Here is a 19,116-nt window from a genome sequence, read left to right as displayed (position 1 = left end):
ATAAGATGGAATACCCAAACGACATGAAAAACCGTTTACGAAGAGCGGAAGGTCAGCTTGCAAGCGTACTACGCATGATGGAAGAAGGAAGAGAGTGCAGTGATATTGTGACACAGCTATCTGCTGTGAAGTCTGCATTAGATAAAACCGTCGGTGTGGTGGTCAGCGCTAATCTTGAAATGTGTGTACGTGAAAGTGTGCAAAACGGCGCACAAGACGTGGACAAGCTTGTTCAAGATGCAGTGACTTTATTAATAAAGAGTAGATAGGGGAAATGAACAGATGGAATGGTTAGTTATTGCTGCAATAATCGGATTTATTGCTTGGAGAATGATGGGGAGTAAAAACGTGAAATCCATCAATACGCTTGATTTAAAAAATAGTCTAAATGATAAATCTAAACAATTTATAGATGTGAGAACACCTGCAGAATATAAAGGTCATCATATTTCACAATTTACCAATATGCCTTTGAACACTTTACAAAATCAACTCACGAAACTGGATAAAGACAAAGAAACTGTTGTCATCTGTCAATCCGGTATGCGCAGTTCTCGTGCTTGCCAGGTTTTAAAACAAGCAGGTTTTACCAATGTGACAAACGTCCGTGGCGGTATGAGCCAGTGGAACGGATAACAGTCCGGAGACTATGACTAGGATATACTTAGCCAACTTTATTGGTAAAGAAATTGATTGGAGTGGAGGGGCTGACTCCAGTGGGATCAAGAGCGTATGCGACGAGGAGACTCACGACGCGCCCACGGAACGCAGCCCCGGAGCGGAGCTCAATACAAATAAATCAGTAGATTCTCTGAAGAGCAAGATAGAGAACCTACTGGTTTTATTTTTGTAGCGTAAGCATTTTATTTTGAAGTTTACAGAAATGAGACTAGACTAGATAAGGAAAGGTCGTGACTCACGTGACAAAACTATCATTTCTCGATTTAGCTTCTGTACGTATCAACGAAACACCTACAGACAGCTTTCAACAAAGTAAACAGCTTGTTCAACAAGCTGAAAAATTAGGCTATCATCGCTACTGGGTGGCTGAACATCATAACATGCAAGGGGTAGCTAGTTCAGCAACCTCCGTGCTTATTGGCTACTTAGCTGGACACACTTCAACAATTCGCGTTGGTGCTGGCGGTATTATGCTTCCTAATCATGCGCCTTATATTATTGCCGAACAGTTCGGTACATTGGATGCCATGTATCCTGGGAGAATCGATCTTGGACTTGGTCGTGCACCAGGAACAGATATGATGACAGCTCGCGCTTTAAGAAGAGATCACCAAGGAGCAGATGATTTTCCAGAGCTAGTGAATGAACTTCTTCACTATATGAGTCCTGTAGATGAAGAGCGTTTGCCTGCAGTCATGGCAGTCCCTGGAGCAGATGCAAATGTACCGGTATGGCTCTTAGGGTCAAGCACCTATAGTGCTCGACTTGCAGCACAACTGGGCTTGCCGTTTGCTTTTGCGAGTCATTTTGCACCAGACCAATTGATGCAAGCGCTAGAATTGTACCATCGCAACTTCCGTCCGTCTTCTTATTTACAAGAACCGTATGCAATGGCAGCTGTGAACATTGTCGCTGCCGAAACAGACGAAGAGGCAGAAGGACTGAGCACCACATTGATTCAACAATTTCTAAGCATCATTCGTGGCCATAAACATAAAATGCGCCCACCTGTTGCAATGGAGGAACTGGATTGGTCCATGTCAGAACAAATGATGGTTGAACGCACAGTAAGCGCTCGAATTGTGGGTTCAGAAGCAACCGTTCGTGAACAACTTCAAGCTTTTGTTGAAAAAACACGAGTGCAAGAAGTCATGGTCAGCACACCTATATACGATGTACAAAAACGTTTAAAATCCATGGAAATCGCCATGCGTGCATCAAAATAAAGTCTAGTCCAACAATAGTTAACAAAAAGAGATTGGGACAAAAATATAGTATTAGAACTCAAAGTAAATTAAAATCAGCAAATTCTCTGAAATTCACCTTAGAGAACTTGCTGATTTTTAATTATGTTCTAACCTCTTTTTCTCTAAATCTATTATTAGCTAAATCGCTACATCAACTATACCTTTAAACACTTCAACTGCTTCACCATGCATGTAAACCGTTTCATCGGAGTAATAAATAGCCAAATCTCCTCCAAGTAAATGAACAGTAATCCATGTATTTGACGGGCAGAAACCATTTTTTATAGAAGCCGCTACTGCTGCACAAGCCCCAGTTCCACATGCTAACGTTTCACCTGAACCCCGTTCCCAAACACGCATTGAAATTTCTGTAGGCGAATGCACCACTACAAACTCTGTATTAATTCGTTCCGGAAAAATTGGATCCAGCTCAAAAACAGGACCGATTTTTGGGAGGTCAAGAGAGGCAATATCTTTCATGAACGTTACGATATGGGGGTTGCCCATGCTGACAGCTGTTAAATTGAAAATCCCTAATGAAGTAGTGTAGGGATGGTTAATCCATGTAGCTTCTTCACTGAGGACAGGGATTGCTGGAAGCGAATAATTGGCTGGCCCCATATCTACAGTGGCATGAGTGACTTTACCTTGTTTGATAGAGAGATCAATCGTTTTTATGCCACTTAGTGTGTCGATAAGCACTGTTTCATTTTGAGTGAGTTGGTGGTCATAAATGTATTTAGCGACGCAACGAATAGCGTTACCACACATACGGCCTTCACTGCCGTCTGCATTGTACATACGCATCCGTGCATCGGCTTGAGGGGCAGGGTCAATTATCACAAGTCCGTCCCCACCAATGCCAAAATGACGGTCTGCCAATTGAATGGCCAACAGTTCAGCTTGCTTGGCATCAAGACTGTAGTCAAAACCGTTAATGTAAATATAGTCATTTCCGGCACCTTGCATTTTTGTGAATTGTAGCTCCAAGATGTGTCCCTCATTTCTATAACTAGTTATTCCTCATTGTAGTCGAAAGTCAAATCAGTGGGAATAAAAAGTGTCTGGAACAAAATTAAAATCAGTAGGTTCTCTGAATTCCAGCGAATCTACTGATTTTCTCGGAGTTTCTAGAGTGACGTCCTCCACATCTACGTGGAATCGAGTTGCGAACGTCAGAAACACGCTCCAAAATCAGTCGCACCAACCGAGGCCAAGAGCGCCTCACTTGGCACGCCTGATTTTCTCGGAGTTTCTAGAGTGACGTCCTCCACATCTAATAATTATGGCCCACTGTTGAATGTGTCGCCACCTTGGATCGTTCCGTTCTCATAGCCTTTATAGAACCAGGCTTTTCGTTGTTCAGATGTGCCGTGTGTAAAACTTTCTTCCACTACATAACCTTGTGCACGTTTTTGTAACGTGTCATCTCCAACTGCGCTAGCGGCTGCTAGTGCCTCTTCGATGTCGCCATCTTCTAAATAGCCAAGACCTTCAGCATGGTGCGCCCAGACACCTGAAAAATAATCTGCTTGTAATTCAAATCGAACTAAATATTTATTAAACTCTTCTTCCGATAAACGTTGGCGAAGTGGCATTACTTTTTCGGTAGTTCCTAGTAAAGTTTGAACGTGGTGACCCACTTCATGCGCCACTACATACGCCATGGCAAAATCTCCTGGGGCATTATATTTAGTGGTTAATTCGGTATAAAAACTTAAATCGATATACAATTTATAATCAGCGGGACAATAAAAAGGTCCGACTGAAGCACCCGCAGCCCCACAAGCTGACTCCACACTACCTGTGTACAAAACTAGCGTAGGTTCCGTGTATTCCAAGCCATTCTCTTCGAAAATCTGTGTCCAAATACGTTCTGTGTCAGCAAGCACTACAGAGACAAATTCTGCTGCCTCATCATCTTGTGCTGTTGTCTGGGCAGGTGCTGCCGCTTGTCCGCCACCTATTTGATCTAGAACCACACCAGGGTCCCCACTCATAAATGCAAAAATAATAGCAATAATTAGTCCCAGTCCACCGCCAATGCCGGCAATTCCTTTACCACCCATTGCTCTTCGGTCATCCACATTTGTACTACGCGCACGCCCTTGCCATTTCATAGTAGTCCCTCATTTCAAATACGAATTCTATTCTCCTATTCCCCCTGACAGAAGGTTTAGACAAAGGCCGGAAAGTTTTTTTCAGCTACTAATTACTTTATACTAAACAGCAGGAGGGATAGTATGCAGATTCATGTGATTGGAGGAGGCATCGCTGGCGCGTCCATAGCGTATCATTTGCTGAAGGATGGGCATGATGTCACCGTATTTGATCGACAAGATGCGGGACAGGCGACAACTGTCTCAGCAGGTATTATATCCCCTTGGGTCTCGCAACGTCGAAATAAAACGTGGTATCAATTAGTTCGCACGGGTGCTGCTTATTATCCGGATTTTATAAAAGAGCTAGAAGCACTATCGGGTCATGAAACTGGCTACTTAAAGACAGGAGCTATTCTCTTCTTTAAAGATCAAGAAGTGCTCCCAAAAGCGTATAAGCGAATTTTAGATAAACAGCAAGACGCTCCTGAAATGGGGGAGTTGATGTACTTAAAGCCTGATCAGCAACAGGAGCTCTTTCCTATGTTGACTACTGATTATCCTTCTTTATACCTTACAGGTGCAGGGATGGTCAGTGGAACAAATTTAGTGCAGGCGTTACGAGTCGCTATTGAAAAACTTGGCGGAAAATGGCAGGTTTCATCCGCTGCTCCTAGTAAATCCGTAGATTTTACTGTGTATAGTGCAGGCGCTTGGGGGAACGAGCACCAACAAGCAGTGCCCATTTCTCATCAAAAAGCACAACTTTTGCATTTCACGATTGATTCTGAAAAAGTTTTTCCGGTTGTGATGGGGTTGAAAACGCATTACATCGTGTCATTTGGAGGAGGTAAGTTTGCCATTGGCACGACACATGAAGATACCACATCTTTTGATGATCAACCTACTGAAGAAGCAAAAGCAGAATTACTAGAGCTAGCTAAGATGTATTTTCCGAATCAACAGCTCATGAATTTGCATATGTCTGTGGGACTGCGTCCTTACACACCGCATTTTCTGCCGGTAGTTCAGCAAGTCACCGAATCATTTGTGGTTGTAAATGGATTAGGCTCGTCGGGATTGACGGCAGCACCAATTCTAGGAAAAGAAATCAGTGCCTGGCTTTCCCAAAAGCCAACTACTTTATCTCTTAAAGACTTCAGCTGGAAGGAGCGTGAAGAATGACTGTCAAGCTTGCCTACTATCAAGTCCACCGAGAAATTGATTTTTATTTAATGCAGCGCAATCAAGAGACTGAAAACTTTCTTCATGTGACAGACATTGGTGTCAGTTGTGCAATCCGAAAGTATACTTGGCATCAAGTTTATGATATTTCGTATAAACCATTTTCTAGTGGCGAAGGACTTCTTTACTTGCATACCTATCAAGGCATGTTCAGCTACCGCGTGAAAGAAGATCCTTCCCCGTTTCTTACCTTTGCTGAATTTCATCTTGACCAACAAAAACGGTGAAACTTTTTCTTTCGCTTTTTCGTATGAGAGTAGAGAAGAGGAGGAATGTTTATGTTAGTCACAACCACAAATACCATTGAAGGTAAAAAGATTGCAGTGTATCACGGAATTGTTACAGGAGAGGCCATCATGGGGGCAAATGTCGTTCGCGATTTATTTGCATCTGTGACAGATATCGTAGGAGGTCGTAGTTCAGCCTATGAAAATAAGCTCTCTGAAGGACGTCAAATCGCCATTGAAGAAATGAAAGTGAAAGCTAGCCAGTTGGGAGCAGACGCTGTCATTGCAGTAGATTTGGATTTTGAAACATTACGTGATGGTATGATGATGTGTATAGCGACAGGTACTGCGGTTACATTTGAAAAATAAAAATGCGCTCATTCCGGTGTTCTGGAGTGAGCGCTTTTGTTTACTTCTTTTGATAGGTGGTTGCGTTTATCAACCCGCCAATTAATAGCACAGTAGCCGACAAATAAAGCCAAATCATTAAAATGATGATACCGGCTAATTGACCATAGATTTCTGTATATGAGACGTAACCTATGATTTGCCCGTAAAACCAAGAAATAAACTGCCAAGACAATGTCGTAAAGAGAGCTCCTGGTATTATCGTGCGAATGGCTAAACGTTTTTTTGGCAATATGGAATAGAAGAACAAGAAAAATAAAAATAAGAAAATACTTCCTGTGATCCATTTTACTACCGGCCACAAGGCAATCCAGAAGGACCAAGTCTCTAATTCACCTGCTTGTGCAACAAACCAAAGAATGCCTTTTTCAACTAATGGCACAAATAAAGAGACCGGGATCATGATCATAAAAATAGCCGTTACACCAAGATCATGCATGAGAGTTCTCCAAAATGGAATAGCCGTTTCCTTTTCATAAGCCGCTGCAAAGCTTCTTGCAAGAGACTGAACCGCCATACTAGCTAGCCAAAAGGCTGAAAGTAGACTGATGGAAAGTACTCCACCTTGATTTCCCTCTACAATACGAAGGACATTGTCTTCTATAAATCCATACGTATTTCCTGGTGCGTAGGGTTCTATGAATAACAATAAAGAATCTAAGTTGATAGGCAAAAAATTCAGTAAGGATAAAACAAATAATAAGAAAGGAAAGATAGACAGCATTAAATAATAAGCGGTCTGAGCAGCTTGGTCATAGTATCTTTCTATGAAAAAACGACCAAGAGCTGTTTTTAGCGTATCTAATTGTAATAGCATGGTGTTCACCTTTTTCATCAAACTATAAAATTTACAATAGCAGGGGAGCACAAATTACGCAATAAATTAGACGAGGGACATGTCAATTTGACATGTCCCTCTAGTATGGTAAAACGATTAAATTGAATGTATATAAGAAATCTTCACTTTGCCGCGGAATTTCTTCTACTGGTGTCTTCTAACTTAAGCAACGAAAACCCTACCTACTTTTTCGTCATTGCAGCCCTATAGCCGCGCCAGTATGAATAAGCATCATAAAAAACATGAGCAGAATGCCAGATTCAACTCAATAGTCTAACCATTTAACTTTACTATCTTAACATGGTATAAATGCTCTGTCAAGTTCTTACCTTGACACGGGAAAAGAAGGCGTCATAAAGGGCATGAACAATTTTTACTTGATCTTGTTCTAAAACGCCAAACACTAGGCTAACTTCTGAAGAGCCTTGATTAATCATCTCAATATTTGCACCTGTATCCGAGATAGCTGCTGTGGCTCTAGCTGCGAGTCCTGTAGAATTTCTCATGCCTTCTCCTACTAATACAATCATGGAAAGACCATGTTTGAAGTAAGCAACTTCTGCACCCAATTCATGTAGGACACGGTAAACAATGCGTTGCTCTTTTTTAGAATCAAGATAGTGACTTCTAATAATGACCGAGATATCATCCAAACCAGAGGGAGTGTGTTCATAAGAAATTCCCTCCTCCTCAATTATCTGCAACAATTTTCTTCCAAAACCAAGTTCTCTATTCATTAAATACTTGCTGACATAAAGAATTGAAAAGCCTTGATCAGCAGTTAAACCTGTGACGGGTTGGTCTGTCAAAGGTCTAAAAGCTACAATTTTCGTTCCGGGTGCGTCTGGGTTATTCGTGTTCTTGATGGCGACAGGGATTTGTTTTCGGTACACAGGCATCAGTGCCTCGTCATGAATTACGGTGAAACCGGCGTAAGAAAGTTCACGCATTTCACGGTAGGTGATTTCTTCAATTTGCTGAGGGCTTTCAATAATATTAGGGTTCGCGGCATAGACAAAATCGACATCTGTGAAATTTTCATAAAGGTCTGCTTGAACAGCTGCGGCAAGGATGGATCCTGTAATATCTGATCCACCGCGTTCAAACGTGCGCAGAACACCATCTTTCGTGTATCCATAAAACCCAGGCACAACAACAATTTCTTGGGTGTCTTTTAATTTCTTTAACATTTCATAAGACTCATCTAGTAGCTGAGCTCTTTGATTACTGGCTGTCATGTAGATGCCTATTTCAGCGGGATCCGCAAAACGAGATTTTCTACCTAAGCTCTTTAGAAAAGCCGCGAAAAACCGTGCACTAAATTCTTCACCAATAGCCTTTACGGCATCTAGTCGGGAAGATAATTCACCTTGAGAAGCAAGCAATCGTTGATGAAGTTCGCTAGTTAATTGTTCAACAAGTTCTTCTGGAAGCGAGAGCTGCTCACGTATTTCCTCAAACCGTTGTATGATGAGCGCAACCGATTTGGAACTAGGTCCTTCATAGAATGCTTCAATTAATAAGTCCGTTACCTTTTGATCACTAGCGAATCGCTTGCCAGGGGCTGAGACCACAACAATTTTTCTTGAATCGTCAAGGTCCAAGACATGTTTCACTTTATGAAATTGATGGCCACTTGCCATCGAAGTGCCGCCAAATTTACAAACAATCATGCCATGGCCTCCTATCTGTGTTCTTCTGAGAAAAACAAATGAATGTTATGAGTGTACAACTTGAGATTTTAGAAGTCAATAAAATAATTTTAAATGATAGCGTTTACAAGTTATCTGAATGTATTGACAATATTTTTTTCGTTGGTAGACTAAGAATAACTTCAGATTCAGCCAACTATTTAGACAGAGCCATGTTGAAGAAATGATGTGTATAAGAGAGCTGATGGTCGGTGCAAATCAGTCACATCTTTTTCAATTCCACTCTTGAATAGGCAGACGGGAATGTCTGTCCGTACGGAAGTCGTTACCTTCTTTCATTAAGAGACTGAGTGTAGTCAGTAAAATGAGGGTGGTACCGCGTGAGCAAAGCTCTTCGCCCCTTGTCAGAGGACAAGGTGTGAAGAGCTTTTTTCAATTGTAAAGGTAGCTAGCTGAAGTTGACCATGAGTTCAAGGAGATGAGTACATGCTACAAAATCAAACTATTTTACGAATTCCGGGACCGACACCAATTCCGCCTAGTGTTCAGAGAGCGATGCAGCAGCCGATGATAGGGCATCGTGATCCAGAAACAGCCGAATTGTTGAAATCAATTCAACCAGGAATGCAGCAAATTTTTGGCACAAAACAAGTGGTATCAGTTGTTGCTGGAAGTGGAACGTCAGGGCTCGAAGCAGCAGTTGTCAATACAGTAGCCCCTGGCGACAAAGTAATAGTGTGCGTGACGGGTGCATTTGGAGAACGCTTTGCTGCAATTTGTAAAAGCTATCAAATTGAGACCATTATTCTTGAAGAAGTATGGGGAGAACCTGTAAATCCTAAAAAATTAGAACAACTGCTTCATGAAAATCCAGATAGTGCTGCAGTATTTATAACGTATTGCGAAACTTCGACTTCAGTTTTAAATCCAATTGCTGAGCTTTCAGAACTCATCCATTCCCAATCAAATGCACTGGTAATTGTCGATGGGGTTTCTTGTATTGGAGGAGTAGAGCTTGAGATGGATCAATGGAAACTCGATGTTGTCGTAACAGGTTCACAAAAAGCATTTATGTTGCCAGGTGGATTGATGTTCGTTGCGTTTAGTGATGATGCAAGACAGAAGATGAACGCCAACCCACGGCCACGATTCTATTTAGATCTTCTAAAGTACGAGAAGGCAGCACAAGAATTTTCGACTCCTTTTACACCTGCAACTTCTCTACTTTATGGCTTGCAGGAAGTCATGCAACTTATGAAAGAGGAAACACTAGAGAGTGTTTTTAAACGACATTTACAACTACGCGATATGACACGGGCAGCTCTTCGTGCCCTCAACTTAGAATTATTGGCAGGTGATGCCTTTGCATCACCCACTGTCACAGCCTTTCTCACTCCAGGAATAGAAGCTAAACAAGTCCGAAAACAATTGAGTGAGAGATTTGGCATTCGAATTGCGGGTGGTCAAGGCCATCAAAAAGATACCGTACTTCGAATCGGACACATGGGCTATTGTTCAGCAACAGATGTGTTGCTTATAATTAGCGCATTAGAAGTTGTGTTAACTGACTTAGGCCATGTATTCGAAGCTGGGCAAGGTACAGTAGCGGCACAAAAAGCACTTATAGGAGGGAACGTCCATGTTTAAAGTATTAGTGTGTGATCCACTTTCTGAGGAAGGACTCCAACCCCTTCGAGACCACCCATCAAGCCAAGTCGACATTCTGACCAATCTATCAAGAGAAGAACTGCTAGACAAGGTAGCAGATTACGACGCACTTCTCGTTCGCAGTCAAACAACGATTGATGCTGCTGTCATTCATGCAGCACTTCGCTTGAAGATTATTGGTAGGGCCGGAGTGGGTGTCGATAATATCGATTTGCAAGCAGCTACTGAACAAGGAGTGCTTGTCGTCAATGCACCCGATGGAAATACAAACTCTGCTGCCGAGCATACCCTTGCTATGTTGATGTCTCTTGCACGAAATATTCCTCAAGCTTTTCATGCTCTGAAAAATCGTCAGTGGGACCGAAAATCATTTATTGGAGTTGAGCTGAAAGGAAAGACGTTAGGTGTTATAGGGCTCGGTCGAATCGGAGCAGAAGTCGCTCAACGAGCCAAAGGTCAGCGAATGAAAGTCGTTGCCTATGATCCATTTTTAACAGTAGAGAAGGCTGAAAAGTTAGGGGTGACTATGGGAACGGTGGATGAGGTCATTCAAGTGGCAGATTTTATAACGGTCCATACGCCTCTCGTCAAAGAAACGAAGCACTTGTTGAACCAAGAGGCATTTGAAAAAATGAAGCCAGGTGTCCAGTTAGTCAACTGTGCTCGTGGTGGCATCATTGATGAGGACGCTCTATATGATGCAATCCAAAGTGGCAAAGTAGCAGGTGCTGCTCTCGATGTATTCGAAATCGAGCCTTTCGTAGATCACAAACTGTTGTCACTGCCACAAGTCATTGCGACACCTCATTTAGGGGCAAGTACAGTAGAGGCGCAAGAAGTTGTAGCGGTGGATGTTTGTGATGATGTTGTCCGTTATTTCACAGGACAGGCAGTAAAAAATCCTGTGAACTTATCCGCTGTACCAAAAGATGTATTAAAGAAAGTAGAACCGTACTTGCTTTTAGGAGAAAAACTTGGTTCTTTTGTTCAAGATCTAGCGAATGGTTTGGTTGAGGAATTCCGAGTGGTTTATTCAGGAGAACTTCAAGATATCGATGTTTCACCGATTACACGGAATGTTTTGAAAGGATTTTTGCGCAGTCGTCTTGGAGAGTCAGTCAATGAAGTAAACGCCAAGCTCTTTGCAGACAGATTGGGTATTACTGTAGTTGAACAAAAGACTTCTCAATCTAAAGGATTTACGAGTTTAATTACGGTAGAAGTTCTAACAAAAGTCGAAGTACGTAAAGTGTCAGGTACGTTATTGAATGGTCTCGGCGCACGAATTGTGAGGGTAGATGATTTTATTGTGGATGTACCACTTGAGGCGCACCTTGTATTCATTCGTCATAAGGATCAGCCTGGAGCCATTGGACGAGTGGGTATGTCTCTAGCAGAAGAGCGCATCAATATCGCGACTATGCAAGTGGGCCGAGCCGAACGAGGTGGTGCTGCGATTATGATGCTGACAGTGGATAAACATGTGAAGGCTGGCAGTGTGACTAAGCTAAAGACACTGCCTGATATAGAGGATGTTATTGCGATTGAATTGTAGGTAAGTAAAACTTGAAATTCCTAATGCCAGACAGTTGAGCAGGCAACTGTCTGGCTTTTAGGATTTCAATTCAACTAGCTGCCTACAGTAAAATTTTCACTATCTCGTCTAAGGTGGAAACTGTATGAGTGGGCTGAACGGAATTTGGCCCTTCCACTTGATGGTGGTTGATCCAAATTGACTCCATGCCAAGCGTATAGGCACCCTGAATATCTGTTTTTAGATTATCTCCAATCATAACAGCTTCTTCAAAAGTCACTTGCATGCGCTTCAGGAGTTCTTGGAAAGGAACGCTATCTGGTTTTCCTATTCCCACTTCACCTGATATGACGATGTGTTCAAAGTAAGGTCTAAGCTCAGGAGTCAAAGTTAACTTTGTATTTTGCAGACTAGGTGCGCCATTTGTCAAAAGTCCCAAACGGTAAGCAGGAGCAAGCTCTTCAAGCACTTGAATAGTCGATTCGTAGAGATAAGGGGAGTGCAGTCTGTGGTTCTTGAATTTCTCCACCGCCTCATGAGCCATTTGTTCATCAAAAATGCCAACAGAATTTAACGATGTGTTCCATGTTTTGAACTGGTAATCTCCTATAAACTCATGCATAACTGGGAAACTAAACGTTTCGTCATGAAATGTTCCCCACAGTCCTTCAAAAGGATTGATACCAATTTTTTGTGTGAACTCATAAAATGGGTACGTTGAATAGAGCGCTGGTGCTGTTTTTCTTACTGACGCTAAAAGAGCTTCTGGGTTTTCTGGATAGAGTTCTACGCATGTTTTTAGTAAAGCTTTATCAACACTTTGTTTGTCCCAAAGCAGCGTGTCATCCAAATCAAATAGCAGTACTTTTTTCATCTCTACACCTTCTTATTGGAAGTTTAGGTTTATTGTACCTTAAACAGGGGTATAGGTAAGAGCATTTATTTTTAAGGGAGTGTTCCATGTGAACAGCATCAAGAAAAACTCAATGACTGAACTACGACGTGATGAACTTTTACAACGTTTAATCGACCAAGGAATTTTTAAAGTCGATGGACGCCAACTATTTGAATTGTCTTTTTATGAATTGCAAAAAATTTATACAGCCAGTCAAGATACGGCGTCATGAATTGTCCTCTTCCGAGAGGGCTTTTTTTTGTCCACCTATGGTAAACTATAGAGTAGAAAAGAAGAGGTGTTAGTATGACAATTCAGCAATTAGACGCGATTTGGCAAGACAAATGGGAAAAGGAAAACTTTGAACAAGAAATGCCCATTCAAAGTAAATTAATCCCTTTATTTTTAGCAGGACATGATGTCGTAGCAGAGTCACCAACAGGGACAGGAAAAACGCTAGCATTCGTCTTGCCTTTACTTCAGCTTGTGGATGGTAAAAAGCCACATATTCAAGCCGTAATTATGGTTCCTTCTCAAGAGTTAGGGATGCAGATCATTGAAGTACTTCGTAAATGGACAGAAGGTACAGATATCACCACAGCACAGCTGATTGGTGGCGCAAATATTACTCGTCAAGTAGACAAACTAAAGAAAAAACCAACAATTGTTGTCGGTACGCCAGGACGTTTAAATGAGCTAGTCAAAACACGCAAGTTAAAGATGCATGAGGTGCGTCATCTTGTACTGGATGAAGCAGATCAATTGCTAAGCCGAGAGCACCGCAGCACAGTGCGCTCCATCATGGATGCCGCAAACGACAAACAAGTTGTTATTTTGTCAGCTACGATAACTGAAGAAATCGATTTAGTAGCAGAGCGTGTTTTGAATGAACCTCACACGATTCATGTCGAAGCATCTGAACTTCCTGCAGTAGGGAAAGTAGAACACCATTATTTAAAAGTGGACCGTCGTGATAAGACAGAACTTCTTCGTCGCTTCAGCCATCTTCCAAACATGAAAGGTCTTGCCTTCATTAATAGTTTGGATCAATTGATGATGAAAGAAGAAAAATTACTATTCCGTGATGCTCCTATTGCTGCCCTTCATGGTGCAATGAAGAAAGAGGATCGTAAACGAGCATTGGACGATTTAAAGAAGGGCAACATTACGTTGCTGATAACGACAGATGTAGCAGCACGTGGACTTGATATTCAAGATGTCACGCATGTTTTCCATGTAGATGTCCCACAAACGATTGAACATTACTTGCACCGCTCGGGAAGAACGGGCCGTGCTGGCAAAGATGGAACGGTTGTCACATTACTCGAATACAAGGACGAAAAGTTCTATAAAAAACTGTCAAAAGATTTTCCAGTAAAACCTTCTCAAGTCATCTGGGGGAATGGTCGTATTGAAGTCGGAAATTCTAAGACGGCCGAGAAAGGAAAATCCAAGCGATGACGTTCCAAGAAAAACTTCAAGAATATGCTGATTTAATCGTGCAAGTCGGATTAAACGTGCAGCAAGGGCAATACGTTCAAATCCAAACGACAGTGGATTCGATAGAATTTGCTCGTCTTGTCGTTCAACAGGCGTACAAGGCTGGAGCTAGTCATGTTGACGTCCAGTTAAGCGACAATACGGTTACACGAGCCTTTTTTGATTTGGCTCCTGACGCATCATTTGACGATGTGCCCAAATGGGTTGCAGCTCAACGTGATGAGTTGATTGACCGCCAAGGCGCTCTGTTATGGATTGACGCAGAGGATCCAGATTTATTAGAAGGTGTTTCACCAGTAAAGTTAAGCCGCTATCAAAAGGCATCTTCAACACTTTTAAAACGCTACCGCAAAGCAGTAATGAACGACGAAATTACGTGGAGCATAGCGGCTGTCCCATCTGAAAAATGGGCTAAGAAAGTTTACCCCGAGCTTTCTGAGGAGCAAGCGGTTGCAGCACTTTGGGAAAAGATATTTGACGTTGTGCGTATCGGGACGGGTGAAGCCGTTCCCAAGTGGAAGGCTCATATTCAACAATTGAATAATCGTGCAACTTACTTAAATAGCCGTAACTACACAACACTTCACTATAAATCTAAAACGACAGATTTACATGTAGGCTTGCCAAAAGGGCATATTTGGATGAGTGGAAGTAGCACGAACGCTGCAGGTATGCCTTTCATCGCGAATATGCCAACGGAAGAAGTCTATACACTTCCAGACCGCTTAAGAGTGGATGGGACAGTATCAAATTCGAAACCATTCATCTACCAAGGAAACCGAATCGATGGCTTCACTTTGACGTTTAAAGAGGGGAAAGTGGTGGAGGCTGTTGCCCAACAAGGCCAACAACTTCTTGAACAATTACTCACTTCAGATGACAAAGCAGCCTTTTTAGGTGAAGTAGCATTAGTTCCTTACGATTCGCCAATTTCAGCTAGTAATACAATTTTTTATAACACTTTGTTTGATGAAAATGCCTCCCATCACCTTGCATTTGGAGAAGCTTATCCTACGACTTTAACGGATGGTAAGCATATGACAGAAGATGAGCTGCTAGCTAAAGGCGCAAATGTTTCTCTCATCCATGAAGACTTTATGATTGGAACTTCAGATATGGACATTGATGGTATTCTGGAGGATGGAACACAAGAGCCGATTTTCCGACAAGGAAATTGGGCGTTGAAGTAAGGAGGAATTAACGATGAAGAAGTGGATAATGGCAATTGTAAGTACTGCACTTATCACGGTATCCTTACCTGCATACGCAAACGCTCAGCAAGTGTATGTAGCCCTTGGAGACTCTATAGCCGCGGGACAAACACCGTATCGTCAAATTGATCAGGGCTATACTGATTTAATTGCGGGAGAGCTTGCTCGAAATGGTCAGCTTGCATTGTTTTCAAAGGATTTAGCATTTCCCGGTTTTACAGCCGAACAAGTGCTGGAGTCCATTCAATCAGATGAAGCACAAGACCTTGTGAAACAAGCGACATTGATTACAATCTCTGCAGGAGCTAATGATTTGTTGCGCATCGTGAACGCAAATCCAGATCAAGGGACACTTGCCTATCAACAATTACAAGCCGATTTTTCTCTTAATCAAGCTAGAAAATCGATTGACACTTTACTACAAGAATTGCAACAACTAGCACCACAAGCGGAAATTTATTTAGTCGGTTATTATTTTGCCTATCCTCATGTGGCTGAGTTTCAAAAACGAGGAACAGAGAAAGAGTTGAATCGACTAAATCAAATTCTAGAGCAGACCGCTGAAAAATATGGGGCCAATTTTGTATCAGTAGAAGATCGCATGAATACTGAATTAAAGGCGTATGTCCCAAATCCAGCAGATGTCCATCCTGTTCAAGAAGGGTATCGTCAAATTGCCAACAGCTTTTTTGATGAGTACAATTCGAATTTGAGAGTGGAGCCATTTGAGATGCCACAACCGAACCCTCTTACTTTTGAAGAGATTCAAGCGGCCGGGGAACAACAAACCGATGAACAGCCAGATCAAAGGGAAGATCAAGCCTCTACCTTATCCACTAACGGATTGGCGCTGGCCCATTTCATTCCGTATAGCTAAAAAAAGACCCAAGGCACATAGCGCCTTGGGTCTATTTATTAATATTTCTTCGTTGCTTTACGTGAGTTCAAGAATTTCTTGATGATTGGGTATACGATTGGAGCAAATTTAATTGCCGATTTTAGTAAACTTGACTTTCTCATTGTCATCTCTCCTATAAGTTGCTGTTGTACTACTAAAATACCCCTTACTACTAAAACTAAACCTCTTTAGGAATACCTGTATAAAAAGCAAATTCCATTAAAATATCACGGTACTTTTCCATTGAAGAGATGGAGACGAATTCGCCAGGTCCGTGCCAATCGCCACCAGCTGGTCCAAACTCGATTGCACCGGCACCAGTAACTGCATAATGACGCGTATCAGCTGAACCATGTTGCCCCATAATTTCAGTTTCTTCTTTCATGATGTCTAGCAGTTGAAGTACACGTGGGTCATCATCTGCGGTAGTGACAGCAGGGGAGACGCCTCTTCTTCTGATTTCTGCATTAGGAAAATGCTCCGTTAAGATAGCTTTCAACTGTTGTTCTACAAAATCAACTGACTGGCCAGGAACAAAACGTATGTCATAGCCCACTTCACAAGTATCTGGAACCATATTAAATCGATCACCTGCTTGAATACGTGCTAAGTTAATCGAAGGGTGTTCGTAGTAAGTTGTGCTTTCTTTTGTCCACTCTTGTTCAAGTAAGAGTTGGTGGAATCGGTGGGATTGCAAAATCGCATTGTCCCCCTCCCAAGGGCGAGACCCATGAGCACCTTTCCCATGAAATGTTACAAAGAATTGAGAGATCCCTTTTGCTTGTAAGCCGATTTTGAGGAATGTAGGTTCTCCACAAATAACAAAGTCCCCAGTGTATCCTTGTTGAACAAGATGTTTAGAGGTTTTCGAGCCACCCGTTTCTTCATCTGTAACGAGGTGAAATTGAACTTTCTTTGTAAGGCGGTCTGGGTGTTTCGATAGACCAACAAACGCAGCCATCATAGCTGCAACTCCACCTTTCATATCAGCAGATCCTCGACCAAATAGTTTGTCTCCCTCTATATAAGGTTCAAACTGTTCTTTTCTCCCAGGAACAATATCCAAATGGCCATTCCAGATGAGCGTTTCTTCTCCTTGCCCAAGTTCTGCGACTAACATCTTGTAGCCTTCATTTTCAATGATTTTAACTTCTACACCACGTTCTTGAAGCCATTTAGCTGAAAAATCGAGCGCGTGATTGGCTCCTTCTTTGGTATCACTTTGAATGCGAATTAAATCTTGTACTAAATCAATCATGGTATCCTTCCTTTCTAAATCTTGAGTTGATTAATTGCAAGCTATCAAGTAGAATGATAACAACTAAATAATTGTTACCACAAGGGGCGTCGCTTTGCGGCTGAGAGAGTACCCTTAGAACCTGGAAGTTCATGCTTGCGTAGGGATTGTGGATAGAAACTGATGTTAATGACGTCTGGCTCTGTCCAGAGGTCATTTTTTATTGTTTACCCATTCTAGCAGGTAAGGTAACAGGAAATGGAGAAATTATGAGAAATCAGAAAGTTATTATCATGATTGAAATTGCTTTACTTGCTGCACTTGGGTTTATTTTAGATCGTATCGGCTTTGGAATGCCACAAGGAGGAAGTGTCACGTTCGTCCTTGTACCTATTATTTTAATAGCGTTTCGTAGAGGTGTCGTTGCTGGTCTAATCACAGGTCTATTAATTGGACTTCTTCAACTGGCTACCGGAAATGTATATTTTGCACCGCTTAGCTTTGAAATCGTCATTATTCAAGTATTCATGGATTATTTCTTAGCGTTCATGGTCGCTGGGTTTGCCGGTTTGTTCCGCTCAGCCTATCTCAAGGCTTACAAAAATAATCACCAAGGTGCGATGATACGAGCGGTACTCTTAGGCTCAATCTTAGCTGGAGTTTTACGTTATATTGTACATGTGCTTAGTGGTATTTTCTTCTTTGGTGAGTTTGCAGGCGATCAAAATGTAATTCTTTATTCCCTGGTCTATAATGCAACGTATATGAGTCTTGTCCTTGTTTTCGCGGCATTCATTTGCACAGTACTACTAGTCAAAGCTCCACGTCTTGTAATGCCTCAATCTGCATAAAATATGCTATGATTACAGGTAGTCAGTGAAGAAAGGGTTCGAATAAATGATTATACAAACACCTGAAGAACTAGAAGGTTTAAAAAAAATAAGTCGTATCGTCGCGGAAATACGCGACACTATGAAAGATGCAGCTAAAGTAGGTATGACCACAAAAGAATTGGACCAACTCGGTGCACGTCTATTTGAAGAAAAAGGGGCAGTATCAGCGCCTATTGCTGAGTATGATTTCCCAGGTCATACATGTATTAGTGTCAACGAAGAAGTAGCTCATGGTATTCCAGGAAGTCGCATTTTCCAAGAAGGAGATCTTGTGAATATCGATGTCTCTGGTGAGTGTGACGGATTCTATGCAGATACAGGCATCTCGTTTGTTATTGGTGAAGCGGACCCAGAGAAACAAAAATTGATTGAAGTGGCTCAAAAGGCTTTTGACCGTGCTATGTTAAAAGTTAAGGCTGGGGCAAAACTCAATCAAATTGGTAAGGCTGTTGAAAGAGAAGCCAAATCAAATGGTTTAACAGTAATCATGAATTTAACAGGGCATGGTGTGGGTCGCTCTTTACACGAAGCACCTCAACATATTTTAAATTATTATGATGCTTGGGATCCTACTATTTTGAAGGAGGGAATGGTACTTGCTGTAGAGCCATTCGTTTCTCAAAAGGCCGAGTCGATCATGGAGCTAGGGGACGGGTGGACATTTGTTACTCCTGATCGCTCTCTAGTTGCACAGGTGGAACATACGATTGTTGTCACGAAAGATAAGCCGTTAATTTTAACAAAGTTAGATTAACAATAAGTAGTTGGACAAAAAACAGTGAGGCTGGGACAAAATATAGTTATAGAGCTAAACTAGTTAGAAAGTTGAGTGGAGTGTAGGGGTTGACTCCAGTGGGATCAAAAGTCGGAATGTGAGACCCCT

Annotated in this window: 20 protein-coding genes and 1 riboswitch; of the genes, 14 read left to right on the top strand and 6 right to left on the bottom strand. The window is 41.9% G+C overall.

What is annotated here, in order from left to right; translation table 11 throughout:
* Nucleotides 1-5: 5 nt before the first annotated feature.
* The 3 genes from MKY84_RS11710 to MKY84_RS11700 all read left to right on the top strand — a co-directional run bounded on the left by MKY84_RS11710 (nucleotide 6) and on the right by MKY84_RS11700 (nucleotide 1,907).
* Nucleotides 6-269, top strand: a complete 264-nt coding sequence (locus MKY84_RS11710; RefSeq protein WP_342526192.1) for a metal-sensitive transcriptional regulator — start codon at nucleotides 6-8, stop codon at nucleotides 267-269.
* Nucleotides 270-282: 13 nt separating this feature from the next.
* Nucleotides 283-636, top strand: coding sequence for a rhodanese-like domain-containing protein (locus MKY84_RS11705; protein WP_342526190.1), 354 nt, complete (start codon nucleotides 283-285; stop codon nucleotides 634-636).
* A gap of 284 nt (nucleotides 637-920) precedes the next feature.
* Nucleotides 921-1,907, top strand: coding sequence for an LLM class flavin-dependent oxidoreductase (locus MKY84_RS11700; RefSeq protein WP_342526188.1), 987 nt, complete (start codon nucleotides 921-923; stop codon nucleotides 1,905-1,907).
* A 159-nt stretch (nucleotides 1,908-2,066) separates the two neighbouring features.
* On the opposite strand, the gene dapF is transcribed toward MKY84_RS11700, so the two are convergent.
* On the bottom strand, nucleotides 2,067-2,918 hold the full coding sequence (gene dapF, locus MKY84_RS11695; RefSeq protein ID WP_342526187.1) for a diaminopimelate epimerase: 852 nt from the start codon (nucleotides 2,916-2,918) through the stop codon (nucleotides 2,067-2,069).
* A 293-nt stretch (nucleotides 2,919-3,211) separates the two neighbouring features.
* On the bottom strand, nucleotides 3,212-4,048 hold the full coding sequence (locus MKY84_RS11690; protein ID WP_342526186.1) for a neutral zinc metallopeptidase: 837 nt from the start codon (nucleotides 4,046-4,048) through the stop codon (nucleotides 3,212-3,214).
* Nucleotides 4,049-4,171: 123 nt separating this feature from the next.
* On the opposite strand from MKY84_RS11690, the gene MKY84_RS11685 reads away from it, so the two are divergent.
* Genes MKY84_RS11685 through MKY84_RS11675 form a run of 3 tightly spaced genes read left to right on the top strand, consistent with a single transcriptional unit; the run spans nucleotide 4,172 to nucleotide 5,868 of the window.
* Nucleotides 4,172-5,212, top strand: coding sequence for an FAD-dependent oxidoreductase (locus tag MKY84_RS11685; RefSeq protein WP_342526184.1), 1,041 nt, complete (start codon nucleotides 4,172-4,174; stop codon nucleotides 5,210-5,212).
* Nucleotides 5,209-5,499 carry a hypothetical protein gene (locus MKY84_RS11680; RefSeq protein ID WP_342526183.1) on the top strand — a complete coding sequence of 97 codons (291 nt, stop codon included), beginning with the start codon at nucleotides 5,209-5,211 and terminating at the stop codon, nucleotides 5,497-5,499. The genes MKY84_RS11685 and MKY84_RS11680 overlap by 4 nt, the downstream gene beginning before the upstream one ends.
* Before the next feature lie 51 nt (nucleotides 5,500-5,550).
* On the top strand, nucleotides 5,551-5,868 hold the full coding sequence (locus MKY84_RS11675; protein WP_342526181.1) for a YbjQ family protein: 318 nt from the start codon (nucleotides 5,551-5,553) through the stop codon (nucleotides 5,866-5,868).
* Nucleotides 5,869-5,908: 40 nt separating this feature from the next.
* On the opposite strand, the gene MKY84_RS11670 is transcribed toward MKY84_RS11675, so the two are convergent.
* Nucleotides 5,909-6,724, bottom strand: a complete 816-nt coding sequence (locus MKY84_RS11670; protein ID WP_342526180.1) for a YihY/virulence factor BrkB family protein — start codon at nucleotides 6,722-6,724, stop codon at nucleotides 5,909-5,911.
* Nucleotides 6,725-7,062: 338 nt separating this feature from the next.
* Nucleotides 7,063-8,418, bottom strand: a complete 1,356-nt coding sequence (locus MKY84_RS11665; RefSeq protein WP_342526179.1) for an aspartate kinase — start codon at nucleotides 8,416-8,418, stop codon at nucleotides 7,063-7,065.
* Nucleotides 8,419-8,883: 465 nt separating this feature from the next.
* On the opposite strand from MKY84_RS11665, the gene MKY84_RS11660 reads away from it, so the two are divergent.
* Entirely contained in the window at nucleotides 8,884-10,044 is a 1,161-nt protein-coding gene (locus MKY84_RS11660) for an alanine--glyoxylate aminotransferase family protein (protein WP_342526178.1), read from the top strand.
* The gene (gene serA, locus MKY84_RS11655) at nucleotides 10,037-11,620 is read left to right on the top strand and encodes a phosphoglycerate dehydrogenase (RefSeq protein ID WP_342526176.1); all 1,584 of its coding nucleotides are present in this window, start codon (nucleotides 10,037-10,039) and stop codon (nucleotides 11,618-11,620) included. The genes MKY84_RS11660 and serA overlap by 8 nt, the downstream gene beginning before the upstream one ends.
* Nucleotides 11,621-11,702: 82 nt before the next feature.
* On the opposite strand, the gene MKY84_RS11650 is transcribed toward serA, so the two are convergent.
* Nucleotides 11,703-12,473: an HAD family hydrolase gene (locus MKY84_RS11650; RefSeq protein ID WP_342526175.1), complete on the bottom strand. Its 771-nt coding sequence runs from the start codon at nucleotides 12,471-12,473 to the stop codon at nucleotides 11,703-11,705.
* A 112-nt stretch (nucleotides 12,474-12,585) separates the two neighbouring features.
* Between MKY84_RS11650 and MKY84_RS11645 the strand changes: the two genes are divergently transcribed.
* The 4 genes from MKY84_RS11645 (at nucleotide 12,586) to MKY84_RS11630 (ending at nucleotide 16,082) form a co-directional block, all read left to right on the top strand.
* The gene (locus tag MKY84_RS11645) at nucleotides 12,586-12,726 is read left to right on the top strand and encodes a Fur-regulated basic protein FbpA (protein ID WP_342526172.1); all 141 of its coding nucleotides are present in this window, start codon (nucleotides 12,586-12,588) and stop codon (nucleotides 12,724-12,726) included.
* Nucleotides 12,727-12,800: 74 nt separating this feature from the next.
* A complete protein-coding gene (locus MKY84_RS11640) occupies nucleotides 12,801-13,955 on the top strand; it encodes a DEAD/DEAH box helicase (protein ID WP_342526169.1) in 1,155 nt (384 codons plus the stop codon).
* Nucleotides 13,952-15,184, top strand: coding sequence for an aminopeptidase (locus MKY84_RS11635; RefSeq protein WP_342526168.1), 1,233 nt, complete (start codon nucleotides 13,952-13,954; stop codon nucleotides 15,182-15,184). Before MKY84_RS11640 ends, MKY84_RS11635 begins: the two co-directional genes overlap by 4 nt.
* A 13-nt stretch (nucleotides 15,185-15,197) precedes the next feature.
* Nucleotides 15,198-16,082 (top strand): SGNH/GDSL hydrolase family protein, encoded by an 885-nt coding sequence (locus MKY84_RS11630; RefSeq protein WP_342526166.1) that lies wholly within the window; start codon nucleotides 15,198-15,200, stop codon nucleotides 16,080-16,082.
* Nucleotides 16,083-16,281: 199 nt separating this feature from the next.
* Here the strand turns inward: MKY84_RS11630 and MKY84_RS11625 are convergent, their stop codons facing one another.
* Nucleotides 16,282-17,361 carry a M20/M25/M40 family metallo-hydrolase gene (locus tag MKY84_RS11625; RefSeq protein WP_342526165.1) on the bottom strand — a complete coding sequence of 360 codons (1,080 nt, stop codon included), beginning with the start codon at nucleotides 17,359-17,361 and terminating at the stop codon, nucleotides 16,282-16,284.
* A gap of 72 nt (nucleotides 17,362-17,433) precedes the next feature.
* Nucleotides 17,434-17,525: riboswitch (TPP riboswitch) on the top strand.
* Between the two features lie 84 nt (nucleotides 17,526-17,609).
* Here MKY84_RS11625 and thiT point away from each other — a divergent pair.
* Both thiT and map read left to right on the top strand, forming a co-directional pair.
* Entirely contained in the window at nucleotides 17,610-18,191 is a 582-nt protein-coding gene (gene thiT, locus MKY84_RS11620; RefSeq protein WP_342526164.1) for an energy-coupled thiamine transporter ThiT, read from the top strand.
* Between the two features lie 46 nt (nucleotides 18,192-18,237).
* On the top strand, nucleotides 18,238-18,987 hold the full coding sequence (gene map, locus MKY84_RS11615; RefSeq protein WP_342526162.1) for a type I methionyl aminopeptidase: 750 nt from the start codon (nucleotides 18,238-18,240) through the stop codon (nucleotides 18,985-18,987).
* The last annotated feature ends 129 nt before the right edge of the window (nucleotides 18,988-19,116 follow it).

The sequence above is a fragment of the Chryseomicrobium sp. FSL W7-1435 genome (assembly GCF_038595005.1).
Taxonomy (GTDB): domain Bacteria; phylum Bacillota; class Bacilli; order Bacillales_A; family Planococcaceae; genus Chryseomicrobium.
Note: the sequence above shows the minus strand (reverse complement) of the source record. Positions and strands in the feature narration are given on the sequence as shown.